General features: G+C 64.0%; 25 protein-coding genes. 18 read left to right on the top strand and 7 right to left on the bottom strand.

Translation table 11 applies throughout. From position 1 onward, the window contains the following. The first annotated feature begins 67 nt into the window (after positions 1 to 67). The 4 genes from urtB to urtE are packed head-to-tail and all read left to right on the top strand — an operon-like array spanning position 68 to position 4,295. Entirely contained in the window at positions 68 to 1,666 is a 1,599-nt protein-coding gene (urtB, locus tag P0Y65_03510) for an urea ABC transporter permease subunit UrtB (protein ID WEK06719.1), read from the top strand. Then, positions 1,663 to 2,838, top strand: coding sequence for an urea ABC transporter permease subunit UrtC (urtC, locus tag P0Y65_03505; GenBank protein WEK05338.1), 1,176 nt, complete (start codon positions 1,663 to 1,665; stop codon positions 2,836 to 2,838). Before urtB ends, urtC begins: the two co-directional genes overlap by 4 nt. 3 nt (positions 2,839 to 2,841) lie before the next feature. Beyond that, a complete protein-coding gene (urtD, locus tag P0Y65_03500; GenBank protein WEK05337.1) occupies positions 2,842 to 3,594 on the top strand; it encodes an urea ABC transporter ATP-binding protein UrtD in 753 nt (250 codons plus the stop codon). Then, complete coding sequence (gene urtE / locus P0Y65_03495) at positions 3,591 to 4,295, top strand: urea ABC transporter ATP-binding subunit UrtE (protein WEK05336.1); 705 nt, start codon at positions 3,591 to 3,593, stop codon at positions 4,293 to 4,295. The genes urtD and urtE overlap by 4 nt, the downstream gene beginning before the upstream one ends. 58 nt (positions 4,296 to 4,353) lie before the next feature. Here urtE and P0Y65_03490 read toward each other — a convergent pair whose 3' ends face one another. Then, complete coding sequence (locus tag P0Y65_03490) at positions 4,354 to 4,704, bottom strand: hypothetical protein (protein ID WEK05335.1); 351 nt, start codon at positions 4,702 to 4,704, stop codon at positions 4,354 to 4,356. 119 nt (positions 4,705 to 4,823) lie between these two features. Between P0Y65_03490 and P0Y65_03485 the strand changes: the two genes are divergently transcribed. The 13 genes from P0Y65_03485 to ureG all read left to right on the top strand — a co-directional run bounded on the left by P0Y65_03485 (position 4,824) and on the right by ureG (position 13,229). Next, positions 4,824 to 5,627, top strand: a complete 804-nt coding sequence (locus P0Y65_03485) for an urease accessory protein UreD (GenBank protein WEK05334.1) — start codon at positions 4,824 to 4,826, stop codon at positions 5,625 to 5,627. Between the two features lie 10 nt (positions 5,628 to 5,637). After that, on the top strand, positions 5,638 to 5,940 hold the full coding sequence (locus P0Y65_03480) for an urease subunit gamma (GenBank protein ID WEK05333.1): 303 nt from the start codon (positions 5,638 to 5,640) through the stop codon (positions 5,938 to 5,940). Positions 5,941 to 5,944: 4 nt separating this feature from the next. Continuing rightward, positions 5,945 to 6,196 (top strand): DUF1272 domain-containing protein, encoded by a 252-nt coding sequence (locus P0Y65_03475; protein WEK05332.1) that lies wholly within the window; start codon positions 5,945 to 5,947, stop codon positions 6,194 to 6,196. Positions 6,197 to 6,201: 5 nt separating this feature from the next. Further along, positions 6,202 to 6,507: an urease subunit beta gene (locus P0Y65_03470; GenBank protein ID WEK06718.1), complete on the top strand. Its 306-nt coding sequence runs from the start codon at positions 6,202 to 6,204 to the stop codon at positions 6,505 to 6,507. A 61-nt stretch (positions 6,508 to 6,568) separates the two neighbouring features. Then, positions 6,569 to 6,961 (top strand): hypothetical protein, encoded by a 393-nt coding sequence (locus P0Y65_03465; protein WEK05331.1) that lies wholly within the window; start codon positions 6,569 to 6,571, stop codon positions 6,959 to 6,961. Positions 6,962 to 7,096: 135 nt separating this feature from the next. Then, positions 7,097 to 8,806: an urease subunit alpha gene (gene ureC, locus P0Y65_03460; GenBank protein WEK05330.1), complete on the top strand. Its 1,710-nt coding sequence runs from the start codon at positions 7,097 to 7,099 to the stop codon at positions 8,804 to 8,806. Positions 8,807 to 8,815: 9 nt separating this feature from the next. Next, on the top strand, positions 8,816 to 9,889 hold the full coding sequence (locus P0Y65_03455; GenBank protein ID WEK05329.1) for a methyltransferase: 1,074 nt from the start codon (positions 8,816 to 8,818) through the stop codon (positions 9,887 to 9,889). 75 nt (positions 9,890 to 9,964) lie between these two features. Continuing rightward, the gene (locus P0Y65_03450) at positions 9,965 to 10,417 is read left to right on the top strand and encodes a DUF4126 family protein (protein WEK05328.1); all 453 of its coding nucleotides are present in this window, start codon (positions 9,965 to 9,967) and stop codon (positions 10,415 to 10,417) included. A gap of 158 nt (positions 10,418 to 10,575) precedes the next feature. Then, positions 10,576 to 10,953 carry an MliC family protein gene (locus tag P0Y65_03445; protein WEK05327.1) on the top strand — a complete coding sequence of 126 codons (378 nt, stop codon included), beginning with the start codon at positions 10,576 to 10,578 and terminating at the stop codon, positions 10,951 to 10,953. Positions 10,954 to 11,040: 87 nt separating this feature from the next. Beyond that, positions 11,041 to 11,511, top strand: a complete 471-nt coding sequence (locus P0Y65_03440; protein WEK05326.1) for an urease accessory protein UreE — start codon at positions 11,041 to 11,043, stop codon at positions 11,509 to 11,511. Beyond that, the gene (locus P0Y65_03435; protein WEK05325.1) at positions 11,508 to 12,170 is read left to right on the top strand and encodes an urease accessory protein UreF; all 663 of its coding nucleotides are present in this window, start codon (positions 11,508 to 11,510) and stop codon (positions 12,168 to 12,170) included. The genes P0Y65_03440 and P0Y65_03435 overlap by 4 nt, the downstream gene beginning before the upstream one ends. Next, the gene (locus tag P0Y65_03430) at positions 12,167 to 12,595 is read left to right on the top strand and encodes a DUF3995 domain-containing protein (GenBank protein WEK05324.1); all 429 of its coding nucleotides are present in this window, start codon (positions 12,167 to 12,169) and stop codon (positions 12,593 to 12,595) included. Before P0Y65_03435 ends, P0Y65_03430 begins: the two co-directional genes overlap by 4 nt. A gap of 1 nt (position 12,596) precedes the next feature. Further along, entirely contained in the window at positions 12,597 to 13,229 is a 633-nt protein-coding gene (ureG, locus tag P0Y65_03425) for an urease accessory protein UreG (GenBank protein WEK05323.1), read from the top strand. A 112-nt stretch (positions 13,230 to 13,341) separates the two neighbouring features. Here the strand turns inward: ureG and P0Y65_03420 are convergent, their stop codons facing one another. Then, positions 13,342 to 13,761 carry a hypothetical protein gene (locus tag P0Y65_03420; protein ID WEK05322.1) on the bottom strand — a complete coding sequence of 140 codons (420 nt, stop codon included), beginning with the start codon at positions 13,759 to 13,761 and terminating at the stop codon, positions 13,342 to 13,344. 206 nt (positions 13,762 to 13,967) lie between these two features. On the opposite strand from P0Y65_03420, the gene P0Y65_03415 reads away from it, so the two are divergent. Next, positions 13,968 to 14,426, top strand: coding sequence for a GNAT family N-acetyltransferase (locus tag P0Y65_03415; GenBank protein WEK05321.1), 459 nt, complete (start codon positions 13,968 to 13,970; stop codon positions 14,424 to 14,426). On the opposite strand, the gene P0Y65_03410 is transcribed toward P0Y65_03415, so the two are convergent. The 5 genes from P0Y65_03410 to glgC are packed head-to-tail and all read right to left on the bottom strand — an operon-like array spanning position 14,423 to position 21,518. Beyond that, positions 14,423 to 15,151, bottom strand: a complete 729-nt coding sequence (locus P0Y65_03410; GenBank protein WEK05320.1) for a metallophosphoesterase — start codon at positions 15,149 to 15,151, stop codon at positions 14,423 to 14,425. The genes P0Y65_03415 and P0Y65_03410 overlap by 4 nt on opposite strands. Further along, positions 15,148 to 17,157, bottom strand: a complete 2,010-nt coding sequence (gene glgX, locus P0Y65_03405) for a glycogen debranching protein GlgX (GenBank protein ID WEK05319.1) — start codon at positions 17,155 to 17,157, stop codon at positions 15,148 to 15,150. Before glgX ends, P0Y65_03410 begins: the two co-directional genes overlap by 4 nt. 14 nt (positions 17,158 to 17,171) lie before the next feature. Then, positions 17,172 to 18,806 (bottom strand): alpha-D-glucose phosphate-specific phosphoglucomutase, encoded by a 1,635-nt coding sequence (locus P0Y65_03400; GenBank protein WEK05318.1) that lies wholly within the window; start codon positions 18,804 to 18,806, stop codon positions 17,172 to 17,174. After that, positions 18,787 to 20,247, bottom strand: a complete 1,461-nt coding sequence (glgA, locus tag P0Y65_03395; protein ID WEK06717.1) for a glycogen synthase GlgA — start codon at positions 20,245 to 20,247, stop codon at positions 18,787 to 18,789. Before glgA ends, P0Y65_03400 begins: the two co-directional genes overlap by 20 nt. After that, positions 20,247 to 21,518 (bottom strand): glucose-1-phosphate adenylyltransferase, encoded by a 1,272-nt coding sequence (gene glgC / locus P0Y65_03390; GenBank protein WEK05317.1) that lies wholly within the window; start codon positions 21,516 to 21,518, stop codon positions 20,247 to 20,249. Before glgC ends, glgA begins: the two co-directional genes overlap by 1 nt. Positions 21,519 to 21,536: the final 18 nt, after the last annotated feature.

Below are 21,536 nucleotides of genomic sequence, written 5' to 3'. Positions count from 1 at the left end.
ATGACATCGAGTTTTATGATCAGATCGGGGCCCCATGAAATCACTCCGCAAAGTCATTATGCTGATGATGGTTCTTGGCGCGGCGCTCATGTCTGCCGCACCCGCTCAAGCCCAGCTCGCAGACGCCGACCTCGCGCCGCTCGTCGATGCGCTCGCCCCGGGCAATTTCAAGGATCGCGAAGCCGCCATCGGCGTCCTCGTCGGCACCGGCGACCAGCGCGTCGTGCCGGTGCTGCAGACCCTGATCAATGGCGAACTCTATTTCGATGAAGCCAGCGGCAAGGTCGTCTTCACCTCCGCCTCCGGCGGCAAGGGCACCATCACCGATCCGCTGAGCGACGCCGAGCTGCCGACCCTTACCGAAGATGGCCTCGAAAAGGTCAAGGTCAACAATGGCCTCCGCCGCGTGCTGCGCACCGCCATCGGCCAGATGACCCTGCTCAGCGAAGACGCTGGCACCCGCCGCTCTGCCGCCCAGTCCATCCTGCGCGACGCCGATCCTGCGCAGCTCGAACTGCTCGATAGCGCCATCGCCACCGAAACCGATGCCGGCATCAAACGCGTCATGGAACAGGCCCGCGCCGTTATCATGCTGAAGTCCCCCGAGGCCAGCATCGAGGACAAGACCGCTGCCGTTCCCGTGGTCCAGGCCATCGGTGGCCGCGACGCGCTCAACACTCTCAGCACGGCTCTCGGCAATGCGCCCGACACCCTCAAGCCCGCCATCCAGACCGCCATCGATGGCCTGGCGCGCGACCGCGCCGTCTGGGATGTGGCGCAGAACGTCTGGTTCGGCGTCTCGCTCGGCTCGGTGCTCCTGCTCGCCGCCATCGGCCTTGCCATCACCTTTGGCGTCATGGGCGTCATCAACATGGCCCATGGCGAAATGGTCATGCTGGGCGCCTACACCACTTTCGTCGTCCAGGAAGTCATCCGCCAGAACTATCCCGGCCTCTTCGATTGGTCCCTGACCATCGCCCTGCCCCTCGCCTTCCTCGTCACCGGCCTCATCGGCATTGCCATCGAGCGCGGCGTCATCCGCTTCCTCTACGGCCGGCCGCTCGAAACCCTCCTCGCCACCTGGGGTCTGTCGCTGATCATCCAGCAGGCCGTGCAGCGCATCTTCACCGCCAATATCCGCGAGGTCGGTAATCCGAGCTGGATGTCCGGCTCCTTCGAGCTCGGCGGTCTCGCCATCACCTGGAACCGCTTCTACATCGTCATCTTCGCCGCTGTGGTCTTCGTCGCCCTGCTGGGCCTGCTGAAATACACCGCCATTGGCCTCCACATGCGCGCCGTCACGCAGAATCGCCGCATGGCCTCCGCCATGGGCATCCGCACCCCTCTCGTCGATGCCATGACCTTCGGCCTCGGCTCGGGCATTGCCGGTCTCGCTGGCGTCGCCCTCAGCCAGATCGGCAACGTCTCGCCCAACCTCGGTCAGGGCTATATCATCGACAGCTTCATGGTCGTGGTCTTTGGCGGCGTCGGCAATCTCTGGGGCACGCTGGTCGGCGCCCTGACCCTGGGCATCGCCAACAAGTTCATCGAGCCCTATGCCGGCGCCGTGCTCGGCAAGATCATCATCCTCGTCCTCATCATCCTCTTCATCCAGCGCCGTCCCCGCGGCCTCTTCGCGCTCAAGGGACGCTCGATCGAAGCATGATTACGCAAGCCCTCTTCCGCGCCCTCGACAAAAAGGCCATCTGGCTCGTCGCCATCCTCCTTGTCGTGGCCATCGCCGTCCCCGCCTCCAACCTGCTCCTGCCAATCGGCCACCCGCTGCGCCTGCCCAACTATGTCGTGCCGCTCTTCGGCAAATACCTCACCTATGCCATGCTCGCTTTGGCCCTCGACCTCGTCTGGGGCTATTGCGGCATTCTCTCGCTCGGCCACGGCGCCTTCTTCGCCATCGGTGGCTATGCCATGGGCATGTATCTCATGCGCCAGATCGGCACCCGCGGCGTCTACGCGGATCCGACCCTGCCCGACTTCATGGTCTTCCTGAACTGGAAGGAGCTGCCCTGGTATTGGCAGGGCATGGACAATTTCTGGATCGCCATGGTGGCCGTGGTTGTCGTCCCGGGCCTTCTCGCCTTCGTCTTCGGCTTCCTCGCCTTCCGCAGCCGCGTCACCGGCGTCTATCTCTCCATCATCACCCAGGCCATGACCTATGCCCTGCTGCTCGCCTTCTTCCGCAATGACATGGGCTTCGGCGGCAATAACGGCCTGACCGACTTCAAGGATATCCTGGGCCAGTCCATCTCCGCCCCCGGCACCCGCGCCGCGCTATTTTCGGCCTCCGCCATTGCCTTGGCGCTGGCGGTTCTGGCCTGTTCCATGGTGGTCAATTCCAAGCTCGGCAAGGTCATGGTCGCCGTGCGCGACGCCGAAAGCCGCACCCGCTTCCTCGGCTACCGCGTCGAATATGTAAAACTCTTCGCCTTCGTCGTCTCGGCCATCATCGCCGGCATCGCCGGGGCGCTCTACGTCCCCCAGGTCGGCATCATCAACCCGTCCGAATTCGACCCCGCCAATTCCATCGAGGTCGTCATCTGGACCGCCGTCGGCGGCCGCGGCACCATCGTCGGCCCCATCATCGGCGGCATCCTCGTCAATGTGGGCAAGTCCTACTTCACCGGCGCCTTCCCCGAGTACTGGCTCTTCGCCCTCGGCGCCCTCTTCGTCGTCACCACGCTCTTTCTGCCCAAGGGCATCGTCGGCCTGATCGGCCAGTATCGCGCCGCCACCACCAGGCGCGAACAGCATGATCGCGGCGAGCCGACCCCCAAGCAGGTCGAGGCCGGCGTCGATCCCCAACCCAATCCGGCGGAGTAGGCCATGACGACCGACAAGACCGGCACCATGCTCTATCTCGATGGCGTTTCCGTCGCCTTCGACGGCTTCAAAGCCATCAACAATCTCTCGATCATCGTCCATCCCGCCGAAATGCTGGCCATCATCGGCCCCAATGGCGCCGGCAAGACCACCATGATGGACATCATCACCGGCAAGACCCGTCCCGACGACGGACAGGTCCTGTTCGACGGCCGCACCGATCTGACCAGGCTTGACGAAGCCGCCATCGCCAATCTCGGCATCGGCCGCAAGTTCCAGAAGCCCACGGTTTTCGAGAGCCATACCGTCTGGGACAATATCGAAATGGCGCTGAAAAAGCCGCGCGGCGTCTTCGCCACGCTGTTTTATTCCGCCGACGCGACCGATATCGCCCGCATCGAGGAAATCCTCGAAACCGTCCGCCTGATCGGCCGCCGCGATGACTATGCCGCCAATCTCAGCCACGGCCAGAAACAATGGCTCGAAGTGGGCATGCTGCTGGCGCAGGATCCCAAACTCCTGCTCGTCGACGAACCCGTCGCCGGCATGACCGACAGCGAAACCGTGGAAACCGCCAAGCTGCTGCGCGACATCGCCAAAACCCGCTCCGTCGTCGTCGTCGAACACGACATGAGCTTCGTGCGCGAACTGGGTTCCCGCGTCACCTGCCTCGCAGAGGGCTCCGTCCTCGCCGAGGGCACGCTCGACCAGGTCAGCGCCAATCCGGTCGTCATTGAAAGGTATCTTGGACGATGAGCACCGCCCTCTCGATCAACGCCATCGACCTGCACTATGGCGCCGCCCAGGCGCTGAAATCGGTCTCCATCACCTGCCAGCCCGGCCGCATCACCGCGGTCCTCGGCCGCAATGGCGTCGGCAAATCCTCCACCCTGCGCGCCATCACCGGCGTCAACAACATCACCGCCGGCGACATCCGCTTTGGCGACGAAGTCCTGCGCAAATCCCCGCCCTACAAGCGCGCCCGCATGGGAATCGGCTATGTGCCGCAGGGCCGCGAAATCTTCCCCCTGCTCACGGTCAAGGAAAACCTCGAGACCGGCTATGCCGGCCTGCCACGCGGCGAAAAACATATCCCCTCCTACATCTTCGAGCTCTTCCCCGTGCTCAAGTCCATGCTGGGCCGGCGCGGCGGTGACCTCTCGGGTGGTCAGCAGCAGCAGCTCGCGATCGGGCGTGCGCTGGTCACCCGACCCAGGGTCCTGGTGCTCGATGAGCCGACCGAAGGCATCCAGCCCTCGATCATCAAGGACATCGGCCGCGCCCTGCAATTCCTGCGCGACGAAAAGGGCATGACCATCCTGCTCGTGGAGCAGTTCCTCGATTTCTGCCGCGAGATCGCCGACGATATCTATGTCATGGACCGCGGCGAGATCCAGCACGCCGGTCCCGCGAGTGACTTGGACCTGCCCGAGGTGCGCCGTCACCTGATGGTCTGACCACACAAACAAAAGCGCCCGGCACAAGGCCGGGCGCTATGATCAGTATAATGCGATATTAGGGAGTGGGCGTAACCGGACCTTCGACGAAACCGGCTTCAGCACAGTTTTCGATGGTCACCTGGTCGAGATCAACACCACCAACAGCGGCCTGGTCGGCGTCATTCTCGCTGGTATCGGATTCGGTCGTGCCGGCATCTTCAGAACCGGTGGTTGCGGTATCTGTCTGTTCCGACGCCGTCAGCAGATCGTCGCAATAGGTCTGGACGCGGGTGGCGTCGGCTTCGGTCAGGGTCTGGTTGCCGATCATGGTCGGAGCGGCCATAGCGTCCTGGGCCATCACGGCCGGGGCACCCAGGCCAAGTGCGATTGCAAGGGCACCAGCGGAAACGAGGGATTTCATGTGCATTTTATTTGCCTTCTTTAAGTTCTCAATGGAAGAGCACCTGCTCGCTTAGGAAACGCCGACAATTGACAATCGTTGCCGATAAAAATGCGCATGGTGAAAACTTTGCCCCTCAACCACGCATGCAACGCGCTTTTGGCAAAGGCGGACTATCGACTTATCAACGTACGGGCGGCACTCATCTTTCCACCCTCTACCAGGAGGGCTGCGCCAAGATTCGCCTGCCCAACACCCACTCGCAAACCCTCGAAGCCGTGCTCATCAACACTGCGGGCGGCCTGACGGGCGGCGACCTCATGCAATGGTCCGCCGACCTCGCGCCAGAAGGTCGCATGGTGCTGACCACCCAGGCCTGCGAACGCATCTATCGCTCCCTCGGCGGCCCCGCCCGCGTCGAGACCCGCATGCAGATCGGCGAAAACGCCCATCTCGACTGGCTGCCCCAGGAAACCATCCTCTTTGCCGCCAGCGAGCTCGACCGCCGCCTCGACATCGACCTCGCCACCGGCGCCAGCCTCACCGCCGTCGAAGCCATCCTCCTCGGCCGCGACGCCATGGGCGAAGCCGCCCTCGACGCCAAAATCCGCGACAACTGGCGCATCCGCCGTAACGGCCGGCTGATCCATGCCGAAGCCACCCGCCTCGATGGCACCCTGTCCGAGCGCAACGGCCTGTCGCTGCTCGCCGGCAAGCGCGCCTTCGGCACCATTCTTCATATCGCCCCCGATGCCGATCAGGCGCGTGCCGCTCTCGACCGCATCCGTGCCCTGCTTCCCGCCGATCCGCGCATTGCCGCCAGCGCCAATGGCGAGCGTCTTGTCATTCGTGCTTTGGCGCAAACCGGGCTTGCCTTGCGCCGCCTGATCGTCCCTATTCTGTCCGAACTATCCGTCACCGGCACACTGCCCCGCATGTGGCACCTCTAGGATTATCATTGTGAACCTGACCCCGCGCGAAAAAGACAAGCTCCTCATTTCCATGGCGGCCGTCGTGGCCCGCAAGCGCCTCGAGCGCGGCGTCAAGCTCAACCATCCCGAGGCCATCGCGCTGATCACCGATTTCGTCGTTGAAGGCGCCCGCGACGGTCGCCCCGTCGCCGAGCTGATGGAAGCCGGCGCCCATGTCGTCAGCCGCGCCCAGGTCATGGAAGGCATCCCCGAGATGATCCACGACATCCAGGTCGAAGCCACCTTCCCCGATGGCACCAAGCTCGTCACCGTCCACCAGCCGATCCGCTAAGCCCATGCTCGAACTGCGCCCCTCCTGCGAATGCTGCGACAAGGATCTGCCGCCCGAGGCGACCAACGCCATGATCTGCAGCTTCGAATGCACCTTCTGCGCCAGCTGCGCCGACGAAAAGCTTGGCGGCAAATGCCCCAATTGCGGCGGCAATTTCGCCCCGCGCCCCATTCGCCCGGCCGGCAAGCTGGCCAACAACCCACCCTCCACCACCCGCGTGTTCAAGCCGCAAGGCTGTGCACCGCAAGCCGCGTGAACATCATGATCCCAGGCGAAGTCATCACCCAACCCGGTGAAATCCTCCTCAATGCCGATGCCGAGCAGGTCGTGCTGGAAGTCTCCAACACCGGCGACCGCCCCATCCAGGTCGGCTCGCACTACCACTTCTTCGAAGCCAATGCCGGCCTCGCCTTCGATCGCGACAAAGCCCGCGGCATGCGCCTCGACATTGCCGCCGGCACCGCCGTTCGCTTCGAGCCCGGTCAGGCCCGCGAAGTCCGTCTCATCCCGCTGGGCGGCGACCGCAAGGTCTATGGCTTCCGCCAGCAGGTGATGGGTTCTCTTTAGCCGTGACACAGCGGCGGCAAATGCGCTAAGGCCGGTCCGAAACTCAGATCGGACTGGCAGCATGACCAAGGAAGAAGACTTCAAGATCCGCCTCGCCGCTGTGCTGAAAGACCTGCACGACGATGGCGCCGCTGACGGCGAAGCCATGTTCCTGCTCGGCAGCCTCGCTGCCGGTCTGGCCGATGACCTCAAGGCCCGCAATTGGGTCACCGCCAAGAATGCAATGACGCCCGAGACCCGGAACAACGCGCTGCGGACCTTCACCGACCAGGGCAATCTGCATCACCGCGAAGGCCGCGCCAAACAGGCCTATGCCATCCAGGCCCTGACCATGTCGCTGATCGCCAGCACCCTGCGCGCCGACAAGGATATTGCCGCGGGCGAGCCGCTGCTCGACACCATCATCAACGCCGCCGAAGCGCGCTTCCGCAAGCTCACGCCCAAGCGCAAATAAGCCCAGATTCTCGCCACCCTGCCCAAGGGTTGAGCAGGCAGAACAAGCCCTGCCGCCAGCCATCGCTTTTGCTTGCATGACACTCTGAACCGGGACAGTGTCGGACCAAACGCGTCCTCCTCTCCCGGTTTGCTCATGCCCGCACGCATCTCCCGCGCCACCTATGCCGACATGTACGGCCCCACCACTGGCGACAAGGTGCGCCTGGCCGATACCGAACTCTTCATCGAGGTCGAGAAGGACTTCACCACCTATGGCGAAGAGGTCAAATTCGGCGGCGGCAAGGTCATCCGCGACGGCATGGGCCAGTCCCAGCGCACCCGGGCCGAAGGCGCCGTCGATACCGTCATCACCAATGCGCTGATCGTCGACGTCACCGGCATCTACAAAGCCGACGTGGGCCTCAAGGACGGCCGCATTGCCGGCATCGGCAAGGCCGGCAATCCCGATACCCAGTCGGGCGTCGACATCATCATCGGCCCCTCCACCGAAGCCATTGCCGGCGAAGGCCGCATCCTTACCGCCGGCGGCATGGATGCCCATATCCACTTCATTGCCCCCCAGCAGATCGAGGAAGCCCTGATGAGCGGCGTCACCACCATGCTCGGCGGTGGCTCCGGTCCGGCCCATGGCACGCTCGCCACCACCTGCACCGGCGCCTGGCACATCCAGCGCATGATCGAAAGCTTCGACGCTTTCCCGATGAACCTGGCGCTCGCCGGCAAGGGCAATGCCTCCCGCCCCGATCCGCTGGCCGAAATGATCCTGGCCGGCGCTAGCTGCCTCAAGCTCCACGAAGACTGGGGCACCACGCCTGCCGCCATCGACAACTGCCTCTCCGTCGCCGACGACTATGACGTCCAGGTGATGATCCACACCGATACGCTCAACGAGAGCGGTTTCGTCGAAGACACGATCGGCGCCTTCAAGGGCCGCACCATCCACGCCTTCCACACCGAAGGCGCCGGCGGTGGTCACGCCCCCGACATTCTGCGCGTCGCGGGCCTGCCCAATGTCATCCCCTCCTCGACCAATCCGACCCGGCCCTACACGGTCAACACCATTGCCGAGCATCTCGACATGCTCATGGTGTGTCACCACCTCTCGCCCTCCATCCCCGAAGACGTCGCCTTCGCCGAAAGCCGCATCCGCAAGGAAACCATCGCGGCAGAAGACATCCTCCACGACATGGGCGCCCTCTCGGTCATTTCCTCGGACAGCCAGGCCATGGGCCGCGTCGGCGAAGTGCTGATCCGCTGCTGGCAGACCGCCGACAAGATGAAGCGCCAGCGCGGTCGCCTCGCCCAGGAGACCGGCGAAAACGACAACTTCCGCGTCAAGCGCTACATCGCCAAATACACCATCAACCCCGCCATCGCCCACGGCATGAGCCAGCACATCGGCTCCATCGAAGTCGGCAAGCGCGCTGACCTCGTCCTCTGGTCCCCCGCCTTCTTCGGTGTGAAGCCGGAAATGATCCTGCTCGGCGGCTCCATCGCCGCCGCCCCCATGGGCGATCCCAACGCGTCCATCCCCACGCCCCAGCCCATGCACTACCGGCCCATGTTCGCCAGCTTCGGCAAGCTGCTGACCAATTCCTCGGTCACTTTCGTCTCCCAGGCTGCCTATGATGATGGCTTGCGCGACAAGCTCGGCGTCGCCAAGCAGCTTCTGCCCGTCACCAATACCCGCGGCGGCATCGGCAAGCATTCCATGATCCACAACTCGGCCACGCCCGACATTCTCGTCGATCCGGAAACCTATGAAGTCCGCGCCGACGGCGAACTCCTCACCTGCGAGCCCGCCACCACCCTCCCCATGGCGCAGCGCTACTTCCTGTTCTAAATACGCCGCATGACCGATCTCCCAACGCTGGCCGACGCCTGGCAACTCCGCCGCGACGGCCAGCTCGAAGCTGCCCGCGCCCTCGCCACCACCATTGCCCAGCGCGATCCCGCCAATCTGGGCGCCCTGCGCCTGCTCGCCGCCCTGGCCATGCAGGCCGGTGATCCGTCGACCGCTGTCGAACACCTGGCGCTTGCCGTCCAGCAACCCGACCCGGCCGCAGATCTGCTGACCGAACTCGGCGCCGCTCAGCTGGCCAGTGGCGACCCGTCGACCGCCCTCGCCAGCTTCCGCCGCGCCCTCGACCAGCGCCCGCGTGACGCCACCGCCCTGCGCGGCCTCGCCCAGAGCCACCAGCTGCTCGGCAACCCTGCCGAAGCCCTCGCCGCCTTCCAGGCTGCCCTGGCCATCCTGCCCTATGACAAATACGCCGCCCACATGGTCGCCGCCCTTTCCGGCGACAATCCCTCGGCCTCTGCCAGCTATATCGCTGACCTCTTCGACACCTATGCCGAAAGTTTCGACAGCCACCTGACCGGCACCCTCCGCTATCGCACCCCCGCCTATATCCGCGACCTCCTCGCACACTATGCGCCAACCAGCCTGCTCGACCTCGGCTGCGGCACCGGCCTCGTCGGCGCCGCCCTCGGCGATCGCATCGCCACCATGGATGGCGTGGATATTTCAGCCCAGATGATCCGCAAGGCCCGCGAGCGCGACATCTACCGCCATCTTCGCACTGGTGAAGCCGTCGCGCTGCTCGCCACCGACCCCGATCTCGCCGGCCCCTATGATCTGGTCGCGGCCGGCGACGTCTTCGTCTACCTCGGCGATCTCGCCCCGATCTTCGCCGCCACGGCGAAAGTCCTCGCTCCCGAAGGACTCTTCGTTTTTTCGGTTGAAACTGCCGACAGCGAGAACTTCACCCTACGCACCAGCGGCCGCTTTGCGCATAGCCCGCAATACATTGCCTATCTGGCGGAGGCTCATGGATTTCTTCTGCTCGAACAGCAGCAGATGACCCTGCGCGAGGAGCGTAACCAGCCCGTTTTGGGCACGCTTTACCTGCTTCGACGCCCCTGACGCCCTCTTGTTGGCCGATCACGAAAGCGCCAATACTGGCTTACGGCACTGTGCCGTAACATAGGGGCCTTCGTCATGATTTATATTCTAGCGATCCTCATCGGCTTCACCGCCGGCCTGCGTGCCATGACGCCGCTGGCGGCCGTGTCCTGGGGCGCCTACCTGGGCTGGATTGATCTCAGCGCCACACCACTGGCTTTTCTCGGCAATATCATCGCCGTCATCATCATTACCCTCATCGCCATCGGCGAGCTCATCACCGACCAGCTGCCCTCGACACCCAGCCGCAAGGTCCCGGTGCAATTTGGCACCCGCATTGTCCTCGGCGCCCTCACCGGCGCCCTGCTCATCCCCTCCAGCTGGATCATCGGCCTGATCCTGGGTGCCATCGGCGCCGTTATCGGCACCTACCTCGGCGCGGAACTGCGCGGCAGGCTTGCCAAAAACTTCGGCCAGGATCGCCCGGCAGCGCTGATCGAGGACGCGCTCGCCATAATCCTCGCCTTCCTCGTCGTCTACCTGGCCTGATCCCCCGGCAGCGGGCCGGCCCGCTGTCGCCTTCGTTCATCCGTTACGCAACCTCTCTATTCCATCGGAACAGAGATCGAGCATCCGTGAGCCCTTCCGCCGCAACATCACCATCTTTGCTGCCGCAACTGGCTGTCGATCAATTTGGGGACATGAAATTGAGTCGCATCCTTCTCGCCGTCGCCGCCAGCCTGCTGCTCGCCTCCGCCGCCAGCGCCGCCCAGACCTCGGTACAGATCACACTGGCCGCTGGCAGCGATTTCCAGCGCCACGTCATGACCTATGACTGCGGCGCCGAAACCCCGCTGACCGTCACCTATATCAACGCCGCGCCCAACTTCCTGGCCCTGGTCCCCCTCGCCGATGAGCCCGAAGAACTGCTGTTTTCCTCCATCCTCTCGGCCTCGGGCGCCCGCTATGCTTCCGGCAAATGGCAGTGGTGGACCCAAGGCTCCGAAGCCAGCCTCTTCGACACCACGCTCGGCGAGGACGCCGAACCCGTGCTGACCTGTTCGGAAGCCGTCAACACGCCCTGATTTTCTTGGGCTATTCCGGCCACTCTACCCTGTCACAATGGCCGCAAACTGGTTAGTCTCGAACGACATAGACCATTCGAGACGCCCATGCTCCGTGCCCTGACCATTCTGCCCCCCGATCATGGCCGCGGCCTGCCCTATGACACCATCACCCTCGAACACGCCGAGCGCCGCCTGCGCCGCAAACTGCTGCGCTTGAAAGGCGGCGACGAGGTCCTGGTCGATTTCCCCCAGACCCTGACGCTCGAGCATGGCAGCGCCCTCGAGCTCGAGGATGGCCGCCTCGCTGGCATCATCGCCGCCGACGAATTGCTCTACGAAATCCGCGCCCGCGATACCGCCCATCTCGTCCGCCTCGCCTGGCATATCGGCAATCGCCACACCTCGGCCCAGCTCGACGGAAACCGCATCCTCATCAAGCGCGACCATGTGCTCAAAACCATGCTCGAAGGCCTCGGCGCCACGGTCACCAATGTCACCGAGCCTTTCAACGCCGAGCACGGCGCCTATCACAGCCACGCCCACGCCGACACAGGTCACGCGCTCCTCGCCCGATGAGTGACCACCGCGCGCTACAACGTCTGCTGACCTGGCTTTCCCCCGCCTTCCCCGTCGGCGCCTTCGCTTGGTCGGCCGGCCTCGAAACCGCCATCACCACCGGCACGGTACAGGATCGCCAGACCACGCAGGATTGGGTGGCCACCACCCTCGCCCACGGCGGCATGCGCACCGACGCCATCATCCTCGCCCACGCCCACCGCGCCGCCCGTGACCCCGCAGCGCTGGCCGACCTCGCCGACCTGAGCCTTGCCCTCTCGCCCGCCCGCGAGCGCCACGACGAAACCACCATCACCGGCGCCGCCTTCACCACCGCAGCCAAAGCCTGGCCCACGCCGGTCCTTGCCAACCTGCCCGCGCCCTGCCCCTATCCCATCGCCGTCGGCGCCATTGCCGCCGGCCACGACATCGACCTCGCCTCCGCCCTCACCGCCTGGCTCACCGCCACGGTCCACGCCCAGGTCTCGGTCGCCGTCCGCCTCATCCCCATCGGCCAGTCCGACGGCCTCGCCATCATGGCCGCGCTTGAATCTGCGATAGAATCCATGGCTACGCTGTGCCAGCATGCTACCGTCGACGATATCGGCTCGGTTGCCTATGCCGCCGACATCGCCCAGATGGCCCACGAAACCCAGACCACACGAATATTCCGCTCATGAGCACTGCCATCATCTCCCTGATGTTCATCATCCTGCTGGCCATCAGCGTGGCGCATTTCGCCTGGGCCTTCGGCTTTTCCTGGCCGATCCGCAACGAAAAGCTCCTCGCCCAGACCGTCGTCGGCACTGCCGGCGTCGAGCGCATGCCGCCCCGCCTCGCCTCCTTCGGCGTTGCCGTCGTCCTCGCCATCGCTCTGGTGGTTGCCGTGGCCATGGGCTCGCCCGAAAGCGGCGGCCCGCTCCTCTCCATCATCGGCTGGGGCTTCGCGCTTGTCTTCCTCGCCCGCGGCATTGCCGGCTACACGCCCTGGTGGGCCCGCAACTTCCCCGAGCCCAATTTCCGGCTCAATGACGCCCGCGTCTATTCGCCCATCTGCCTGTTCCTCGGCGCAGGCTTTGTCGCACTCGATCTGATGAGGATGTAAAATGAAATCGCTCAATGGACCTTTGAGGATCGGCATTGGCGGCCCCGTCGGGTCCGGAAAAACCACCCTCTGCGAAATGCTGCTCAAAGCCATGCGCGACCGCTATTCCATGGCCGTCGTCACCAATGACATCTATACGCGCGAAGATGCGCTGATCCTCAGCCGCGTCCAGGCCATTTCCGAAGACCGCATCGTCGGCGTCGAAACTGGCGGCTGCCCCCATACCGCCATCCGCGAAGACGCCTCGCTCAATCTCGCCGCCATCGACGATCTCAACCGCAAATTCCCCGATCTCGACATCATCCTGATCGAAAGCGGCGGCGATAATCTCGCGGCGACCTTCTCGCCCGACCTCGCCGATATCACCATCTATGTCATCTCCGTCGCCCAGGGCGAAAAGATCCCGCGCAAGGGCGGCCCTGCCATCTCGCGTTCCGACCTGCTGGTCATCACCCACACCGACCTCGCCCCCTATGTCGGCGCCAGCCTCGAGGTCATGGAAAGCGACACGCAAAAGGTCCGCGACGGTCGCCCCTATATTTTCACCGACATGCTGCGCCGCGAAAACCTCGACCAGATCATCGCCTGGATCGAACGCTCCGGCGGCTTTGTCGAGGCCCAGGCGGCCGAATAGGCTCAAACGAAAAACGCCGGGCCCTTTGAGGCTCGGCGCTTTCTGGGGTCAGCTCGGGGACAACACTGACCCGTGGGGACGCGGGGCTGGCAAGGCCCCTTGTTTCAGCGCCCTAATACAGAAACACCTCCGCATGACCGCTCGGATTGCCCACCGCCACCACGCGGTTGACGTCGATATGATTGGTCTCGAACCACGCCTTCAGCGCCGCATCGCCGCGGATCGAATCCCGCAGCTTGCCCAGCTGGCTGGCCTTGGTGGTTTCCGCGCTGGCAATCTTGGCCTGGTCGGCGGCGGGATAGAGCGTCTTGGTATCGTAGGTCTTGATCTCACCCGCCTTGTCGAGGGCCGCGAGGTCGCCGGCCGCGCCGGTGCCGATCATCTCGACCAGCCTGCTGACGGGGACCAGATCCGTCTTGGTGCCAATAGTGACCTTGGCGTGGTCCATGGTGGCCGCAAAGGCGGGCGCGCCGGATACCGAGAGAAGGGCAGCGAGCAGCACTGCCGCCGATACACCATGCATCGGTTTCATTTTGAGCTCCAACGATTACGAGATTAGGCCGCAGGGTTCTGCGAGCGGTCATCGGCGTGACATCGCGTCGACGCCCCCATATCGCGCTCCGCCCACGGCGGATTTTGGAGCGATCTGGGGTATTGTGAGGGCATGATTTCGGCTTTCCGGTGGATTGTGGAAAGCTTCAAATCATGTCCGATCCGTAACCTTGGTAAGGTCCGCCCATGAGCGCCATGCTCCGCCTCCGCAAGCCCCTCGCCGGCCCGGTCCCCGCGCCCATCTGGCCCGCCGGCATCGAGCCTGCACCCTTCCATGCCGTCGATCCCCGAAAGCTCCACGCCCTGCTCGAAACCGCCTTCCCCGGCCGGATCGCCCCCTGTGACGACTGGTACGGCAATCTCACCCAGGACGAGGAATTCGACCCCGCGCTCTGCGTCCCAGCACTCACCGAAGCCGGCGGCCTCGCCGGCTTCATCCAGTGCTGGACCTCGGATTTTGTGAAAGACCTCGCCGTCGCCCCCGCCCATCGCGGCAAGGGCCTCGGCACCGCCCTCCTGCAACACGCATTCACCCTCTTTGCGGAGCGCGGTGCCAGCCACGTCGATCTCAAGACCAGCCTCGACGACGACCCGGCCGCCCGCCGCCTCTACGCGCGTCTGGGCATGGTGGAAGTCGCGCCCTAGCCCACGCTCACCACATGGCTCACCATCCGGCCTTCGCTGACATGATGCAGCAACAATCCCGGCTGATCGAGCAGGCCGCTGCTCCTCCCATCGAGACCCAGCGTGTTCGGCCGCGTCACCGACGGCGCCATCGACGCCGGCAGCCCGGCAAAGCGCGTGAACATCGGCCGATGCACATGCCCACAGGTCACGCCCAGCACCGTGTCCGAGGCCTTCCCGATCACCAGCGATAGCGCTTCCTGATTGTAGCAGTGATTGCGATCCGCTCCGTCGATCCCCGTCATGAACGGATGCTGGTGCAGGAAGATCAGCGCCGGGTCACCGCTCGAATTGAGCTCTGCGCTCAGCCAGTCCAGCACCGGCCCGGCATCGCCATGACCCCGCATCGGCACCGTGACATCGAGCCCGATCACCCGAAGTCCGCCGATTGCCCCAACAACGTTGAGCCGGTCCTCGCCCGCCCATCCGTAGAGATCGGCAAACGCCCTCCGCATGGTTGGCACGTCATCGGCATTGCCCGGCACCACGAAAAACGGCGCGCCGATCGCCTCGAGCCGCTGCCGCACCGCGCGATAGCTCTGTTCGGTGTCGTCCTCCACGAGGTCGCCGCTGACAATCACCACATCCGGCCGCATCGGCCTCAGCCAGGCCACCACGCGATCGAACCGGTCCAGCGCCTCCTCACTGCCATTCGCATGGATGTCGCTGACCTGCGCGATGATCATGGCGCCGGCACCGGTCTGACCAGCGCCACCACCGACCGCGGCACCAGCGTTGCCGTCCCGTCGGCCACCGCAACGCTGGCGATATTGTCCGACAGTATGCCCACGGCCCAGTCACCCTCCGGCAGCCGTGCCACCACGGGTTCGGTCCGCCGATTGTACCAGACCAGCACCTCGTCCTCCTTGTGACGCAGGTGCATGCCCAGCACCGAAGCCGATGAATCGCCCCAGTCGCCCTCACTCATTTCGCGCCCGTCCGGATGCAGCCACACCACGTCGCGCACGCCGTTCTTCTCCTGCCCCGTGAGGAAATGATCGTGCGTCAGCGTCACATGCTCCTTGCGGAACTTGTTGATCGCGGCGACGAAATCGACGAGATCGCCATCCGCCGCTTCCCAGTCCAGCCAGGTGATTTCATTGTCCTGCGCATAGGCATTGTTATTGCCCTGCTGGGTGCGGAACATTTCGTCGCCCTGCTGCAGCAGCGGCACGCCGCGCGCCAGGAATAGCGTTGCCAGCAGCGCCCGCACATCCCGTTTGCGCGCGGCAATGATGCCCTCGTCCTCGGTCTCGCCCTCGGCGCCGCAATTCCATGAGGCATTGTGGTTATGGCCGTCGTTATTGTTCTCGCCATTGGCCTCGTTATGCTTGTCCTGGTAGCTGACGAGGTCGCGCAGGGTGAAGCCGTCATGCACGGCCAGCATGTTGACGCCATGGCTGGGCTTGCGGCCCGAATTGTCGAAGATCTCCGCCGAACCGGCCACCTTGCCAGCGAGGGCTCCGATCTTGCCATTCTCGCCGCGCCAGAATTCGCGGATCTCGTCGCGGAACGTGTCGTTGTGCTCGCGGAATTCCTTGCCGAACTGCCCCAGCGCATAGCCACCCGGACCCGGATCCCACGGCTCCGCCACAAGGATACACTGGCTCAGCACCGGATCGTCCTTGATCTTTTGCAGCATCACCGCATTGGGATTGAACCCCGGCTCACGGCCAAGGATTGTCGCGAGATCGAAGCGGAAGCCCGATACGCCCATTTCCTCGACCCAATAGCGCAGCGAGTCGATCACCAGCCTTTGCGTTGCCGGATGGTCGCAGCGCAGCGTGTTGCCCGTCCCGGTGTCATTGACCAGGTGCTGTTTTCCATCCACCTCGACGAAGCGGTAGTAGGTCTTGGCGTCCAGCCCCATCAGGCTCAGCATCGGCCCATTGGCATCGCTTTCCCCGGTGTGGTTATAGACCACGTCAAGGATCACCGAGATGCCGTTCTTGCGATAGAGATCGGTCATGTTCCGCAATTCCTGCGGCCCACGCGGCGCCAGTCGCGGATCCACCGCCGAATAGGCCACCGGATTATAGCCCCAGGCATTGGTCAGCCCGAGCACCGGCAGATGCCCCTCATCGATCCACGCCGCCGTCGGCATAAGCTGCAGCGTATCGACGCCGATATATTTCAGATGGTCGATCACGCGCTGCGTCGTCAGCGCCGCGATCGTCCCGCGCAACGGCCCCTGCACGCTGGGGTGGCGCATCGTATAGCCGCGCACATTCATCTCGTAGAACAGCCCGGGCGCTTTCTTGCGCGGCAGGATATTCTCGGCACTGTCGCTGGTGACGATCGCCTTGGGGATCAGCGGCGCCGTATCCACCGCCTCGCTGCGATCGAGCCGTAACCGCGGCGAGCGCACGAACACCCGATCCAGCCGCTTGGCATAGGGGTCGACCAGCAGCTTCATCGGATCAAAGAAATAGCCCTGGTCCGGATCATAGGGCCCGTCGGCCCGCAGCCCATAGCGCGCACCGGCCGCCAGCCCGGCAATCAGCCCGGCGCGGATATTGTCCTGATGCACATCCAGTTCGAACCGGTCGGTTTCCTGGTCCTGTTCGTCAAAAAGCGACACCCAGATCTGGGTGGCGCTCTCCGAATAGACGGCGAAGTTGACGCCCTCGGCGGTGACAGTCGCGCCGAGCTTTTCGATACTGCCCCCATTGGGGACCAGCGTGGGGTTCATTCTGTGTCCGATTATCAGGTGATGACGCTTGGCTCTTGCCGCCCGGTACGCTGCTTGATCCCGGCCAGCTCATCGGCCAGCGCGATCAGCGGCTCGAGCGCCGCCTGGGTTTCGAGATCATGGCGACCGTCGGCCGCTTCATAGCGCTCGAGATAGAGCCGCAACGTAGCGCCGACCGTGCCCGTACCGCTGAGCCGCAGCACCACGCGCGATCCATCGGTAAAGCCGATCCGGATCCCTTGCTTGGCGCTGGTCGAGCCATCCACCGGGTCGTGATAGGTGAAGTCATCGGCATAGGCGACCTGCAGGTCTTCCCCGAAGGTCTTCCCTGGCAGCGACGGCAATTGCGCCCGCAGGTCCTCTACCAGCTTGCCGGCAGTCGCCGCATCGACTTCTTCATAGTCGTGGCGCGTATAATAATTGCGCCCATAGGTCGCCCAGTGCTCGCGTACGATCTCGTCGACCCCCTGCTTGCGCACCGCCAGAATGTTGAGCCAGAGCAGCACGGCCCACAGTCCATCCTTCTCGCGTACATGGTCCGAACCCGTGCCCGCGCTTTCCTCGCCGCAGATCGTCACGCGACCCGCATCAAGCAGATTGCCGAAGAACTTCCAGCCCGTCGGCGTCTCATGCATCTCGATGCCGAGTTTTTCCGCCACCCGGTCCGCTGCCGCACTGGTCGGCATCGACCGCGCAATGCCGGCGATGCCCTTCTTGTAGCCCGGCGCCAGATGCGCATTGGCCGCCAGCAGCGCCAGCGAATCCGAGGGCGTGACGAACCGGTTCTTGCCGATGATCAGGTTGCGGTCGCCGTCGCCATCCGAAGCGGCGCCAAAGTCCGGACCATCCGCAGTCATCAGCAGGTCATACATGTCCTTGCAATAGACCAGGTTCGGATCGGGATGCCCGTCGTTGAACGAGGGCGATGGCGTGCCATTGATCACCGTCCCCTTGGGCGCGCCCAGCTTCCCCTCGAGGATCGCATGCGCATAGGGCCCGGTCACCGCCGACATGGCATCAAAGGTCATCTTGAAGCCGCCTGCAAACAGCCCGCGGATCGCCTCGAAATCAAACAGCGTCTCCATCAGCGCCGCATAGTCGGTCACCGGATCGATGACCTCGACCACCATGTCGCCGACCTTTTGCGTGCCGATGGCGCCCAGATCGATATCGCCGGCCTCCACCGTCTTGTAGCTGTCGATCAACTTGGTCCGCTCATAGACCGCATCAGTGATCTTCTCGGGCGCCGGACCGCCATTGCCGATATTGTACTTGATGCCGAAATCGCCCTCCGGCCCACCTGGATTGTGGCTCGCCGACAGCACCAGCCCGCCAAACGCCTGATGATGGCGGATCACATGGCTGGCGGCCGGCGTGGAGAGTATCCCGCCCTGCCCCACCAGCACCTTGCCAAAGCCATTGGCTGCCGCAATGCGGATCGCCTTCTGGATCGCGACGTCATTGTAGAAGCGCCCGTCCCCGCCGATCACCAGCGTCTTGCCGGCAAAGCCTTCGAGGCTGTCAAAGATCGCCTGAATGTAGTTCTCGACATAATTGGCCTGCTGGTAGACCGTCACCCGCTTGCGCAGGCCAGATGTCCCCGGCTTCTGGTCGCCATAGGGCGTGGTCTTAACTGTCAGGATCGTCATTGCTCTTCAGCCCCGTTAGGGAGGCATAGAGATCGGCATAGCGCGCTGCGCTGGTCTCCCACGAGACGTCCGATTTCATGCCCCTTCGTTGGATTTTCTTCCAGAGTTTTTCGTCGCCATAAAGCCGGACCGTCTTGCGGATCGCCTCATAGACGGCGTGGGCATCGCTTGGATCGAACACCACGCCCGTTGCTACTTCGGCGGCAATTGCGGCAGGATTGGCGTCGATCACCGTATCCGCCAGCCCGCCGATCCGGCTCACCACCGGCACGCAGCCATAGCGCAGCCCGTAAAGCTGGGTCAGCCCGCAGGGCTCGAAGCGCGACGGAATGACGATCGCATCGCACCCGCCCTGCATCAGATGGCTCAGTGCCTCGTTATAGCCCGTGGCCATGCCCACCTTGCCCGGATGCCGCGCCGTCATGTGGCGGAACCCGTCCTCGAGATAGGCCTCGCCCGAACCCAATACCGCCAGCCGCCCGCCCAGGTCCACCAGCCCGTCCGTAGCCTGCAGCAGCAGGTCCATCCCCTTCTGGTCGGTCAGCCGGCTGATCACGCAGAACAGCGGTCCATCCATGCCATCGAGCCCGAATTTCTCCACCACGGCCTTCTTGTTGACCTTGCGGTTCTGCATCGTGTTGGCGGTAAAATTCTGCACCAGCGCCTTGTCCGTCGCCGGGTCCCACGCCTGCGTGTCGATGCCGTTGAGAATGCCGACCACCGTATCGGCCCGCCCGTTCAGCAGCCCCTCCAGCCCCATGCCGAACTCCGCCGTGCGGATTTCGTCGGCATAATTGGGGCTGACCGTGGTGACATAATCGGCGCATTCCATGCCCGATTTCAGATAGGAAATCCCGCCATAATACTCGACGCCGCCCACCCCGAAGGCATGCGGCGGCAACCTGAGCTGGGTGAATATCTCCGGCCCGAAAAAGCCCTTGAAGGCGATGTTGTGGATGGTCATCACCGTCTTCACCCGGTCGCTTGGACCGAATTTGATATAGGCCGGCGCCAGCCCCGCCTGCCAGTCGTGGCAATGCAGCACCTGCGGATTGTAGCCCTCGACCAGCCCCATCGCCAGTTCCGCCGCCACCCAGCCGAGCGCTGCAAAGCGCTTCCAGTTGTCCGGCCAGTCCCAGCCATCCGGGCTCACATAGGGATTGCCCGGCCGGTCGTAGAGCGCGGGCGCATCGATGACGATGACGTCGATCCCTTCGACCCGCGCCGCAATCAACCTGGCCGACACGCCGAACAGATCGTCCAGCTCCCTGACCACGCGCCCGCCGCTAAGCTTGCCCATCACCGCCGGATAGCCCGGCACCAGCGTCCGCATGCTGACCCCATGCGAACTCAACGCCAACGGCAGGGCGCCCGCCACGTCGGCGAGCCCCCCCGTCTTGATCAGCGGATAAACCTCGGATGCAACCGAGAGAACTTCGATCATCGGCCCGCCAGATATTTGTTGACCATCGCCTGGGTGATCAGCGTCACCCCGTCATCACTGCGCCGGAACCACTTGGCGTCGAATTCGGGATCCTCGCCCACCACCAGCCCTTCCGGGATGTTGACGCCACGATCGATCACCACTTTCTTGAGCCGCGCATTCCGCCCGATATCGCAATAGGGCAGCACCACCGCCTCATCCAGCACCGAATAGGAATGCACCCGCGATCCCGTCGACAGCAGCGTGCGCTGCAGATGACCGCCCGAAATGATGCAGTCACCCGACACCAGCGAATTGACCGCCGAACCGCGCCGTCCGTCGAAATCATGCACGAACTTGGCCGGCGGAGTGATCTCTGCATAGGTCCAGATCGGCCAGTCGCGATCGTAGAGATCGAGCTGCGGCTTGATGTCGGTCAGATCGATCGAGGCCTTCCAATAGGCATCGATCGTCCCGACGTCGCGCCAGTAGCTGACCTCTTCATTGCTCGACCGCACGCAGCTGCGCGGAAAACGATGCGCCCAGGCCGTGCCGTTCTTGACGATATAGGGAATGATGTCCTTGCCGAAGTCGCGGCTCGAGCCTTCCAGCGCCGCATCGCGCCGCAGCTGTTCCATCAGGAACCGCGTCTCGAACACATAGATGCCCATCGAGGCCAGCGCCATCTCCGGCTTGTCCGGAATGCCCGGCGGATCCTTCGGCTTTTCGACGAAATCGACCACCCGGTCGCGCCCGTCGACATGCATCACGCCAAAGCCGACAGCCTCCATGCGCGGCACTTCCAGGCACCCGATGGTCACGTCTGCGCCCGTGTCCACATGCTGGCGCAGCATGATCTCATAGTCCATCTTGTAGATATGGTCGCCCGCCAGGATCACGATATAGCGCGCGCCCGAATCCTCGATGATGTCCATGTTCTGGTAGACGGCATCGGCCGTGCCGGCATACCACATGTCCTCGCGCACGCGCTGGCTCGCCGGCAGCACGTCGAAGCTTTCGTTACGCTCCTGGCGCAGGAAATTCCAGCCGCGCGACAGGTGACGGATCAGACTATGCGCCTGATATTGTGTCGCCACCGATATGCGGCGAATGCCCGAATTGATGGCATTGGATAGCGCGAAATCGATGATACGGGACTTGCCGCCGAAATAGACGGCCGGCTTGGCGCGCCGGTCGGTCAGCTCCATCAGTCGCGTGCCGCGTCCTCCCGCCAGCACATAGGCCATGGCCTCTCGGGCCAGCGGCGATGGTACTCGATAGTCTGCCATTATTGTCACCCTCCACTA

It is taken from the genome of Candidatus Devosia phytovorans (assembly GCA_029202405.1).
Lineage (GTDB): Bacteria > Pseudomonadota > Alphaproteobacteria > Rhizobiales > Devosiaceae > Devosia > Devosia phytovorans.
Note: the sequence above shows the minus strand (reverse complement) of the source record. Positions and strands in the feature narration are given on the sequence as shown.

What these genes read in the sequence shown, in the direction of transcription:
- urtB (WEK06719.1), top strand. Translation starts at nt 68, where the DNA reads ATGGTTCTTGGCGCGGCGCTCATGTCTGCCGCACCCGCTCAAGCCCAG.
- urtC (WEK05338.1), top strand. Translation starts at nt 1,663, where the DNA reads ATGATTACGCAAGCCCTCTTCCGCGCCCTCGACAAAAAGGCCATCTGG.
- urtD (WEK05337.1), top strand. Translation starts at nt 2,842, where the DNA reads ATGACGACCGACAAGACCGGCACCATGCTCTATCTCGATGGCGTTTCC.
- urtE (WEK05336.1), top strand. Translation starts at nt 3,591, where the DNA reads ATGAGCACCGCCCTCTCGATCAACGCCATCGACCTGCACTATGGCGCC.
- P0Y65_03490 (WEK05335.1), bottom strand. Translation starts at nt 4,704, where the DNA reads ATGCACATGAAATCCCTCGTTTCCGCTGGTGCCCTTGCAATCGCACTT.
- P0Y65_03485 (WEK05334.1), top strand. Translation starts at nt 4,824, where the DNA reads ATGCAACGCGCTTTTGGCAAAGGCGGACTATCGACTTATCAACGTACG.
- P0Y65_03475 (WEK05332.1), top strand. Translation starts at nt 5,945, where the DNA reads ATGCTCGAACTGCGCCCCTCCTGCGAATGCTGCGACAAGGATCTGCCG.
- P0Y65_03470 (WEK06718.1), top strand. Translation starts at nt 6,202, where the DNA reads ATGATCCCAGGCGAAGTCATCACCCAACCCGGTGAAATCCTCCTCAAT.
- P0Y65_03465 (WEK05331.1), top strand. Translation starts at nt 6,569, where the DNA reads ATGACCAAGGAAGAAGACTTCAAGATCCGCCTCGCCGCTGTGCTGAAA.
- ureC (WEK05330.1), top strand. Translation starts at nt 7,097, where the DNA reads ATGCCCGCACGCATCTCCCGCGCCACCTATGCCGACATGTACGGCCCC.
- P0Y65_03455 (WEK05329.1), top strand. Translation starts at nt 8,816, where the DNA reads ATGACCGATCTCCCAACGCTGGCCGACGCCTGGCAACTCCGCCGCGAC.
- P0Y65_03450 (WEK05328.1), top strand. Translation starts at nt 9,965, where the DNA reads ATGATTTATATTCTAGCGATCCTCATCGGCTTCACCGCCGGCCTGCGT.
- P0Y65_03440 (WEK05326.1), top strand. Translation starts at nt 11,041, where the DNA reads ATGCTCCGTGCCCTGACCATTCTGCCCCCCGATCATGGCCGCGGCCTG.
- P0Y65_03435 (WEK05325.1), top strand. Translation starts at nt 11,508, where the DNA reads ATGAGTGACCACCGCGCGCTACAACGTCTGCTGACCTGGCTTTCCCCC.
- P0Y65_03430 (WEK05324.1), top strand. Translation starts at nt 12,167, where the DNA reads ATGAGCACTGCCATCATCTCCCTGATGTTCATCATCCTGCTGGCCATC.
- ureG (WEK05323.1), top strand. Translation starts at nt 12,597, where the DNA reads ATGAAATCGCTCAATGGACCTTTGAGGATCGGCATTGGCGGCCCCGTC.
- P0Y65_03420 (WEK05322.1), bottom strand. Translation starts at nt 13,761, where the DNA reads ATGAAACCGATGCATGGTGTATCGGCGGCAGTGCTGCTCGCTGCCCTT.
- P0Y65_03415 (WEK05321.1), top strand. Translation starts at nt 13,968, where the DNA reads ATGAGCGCCATGCTCCGCCTCCGCAAGCCCCTCGCCGGCCCGGTCCCC.
- P0Y65_03410 (WEK05320.1), bottom strand. Translation starts at nt 15,151, where the DNA reads ATGATCATCGCGCAGGTCAGCGACATCCATGCGAATGGCAGTGAGGAG.
- glgX (WEK05319.1), bottom strand. Translation starts at nt 17,157, where the DNA reads ATGAACCCCACGCTGGTCCCCAATGGGGGCAGTATCGAAAAGCTCGGC.
- P0Y65_03400 (WEK05318.1), bottom strand. Translation starts at nt 18,806, where the DNA reads ATGACGATCCTGACAGTTAAGACCACGCCCTATGGCGACCAGAAGCCG.
- glgC (WEK05317.1), bottom strand. Translation starts at nt 21,518, where the DNA reads ATGGCAGACTATCGAGTACCATCGCCGCTGGCCCGAGAGGCCATGGCC.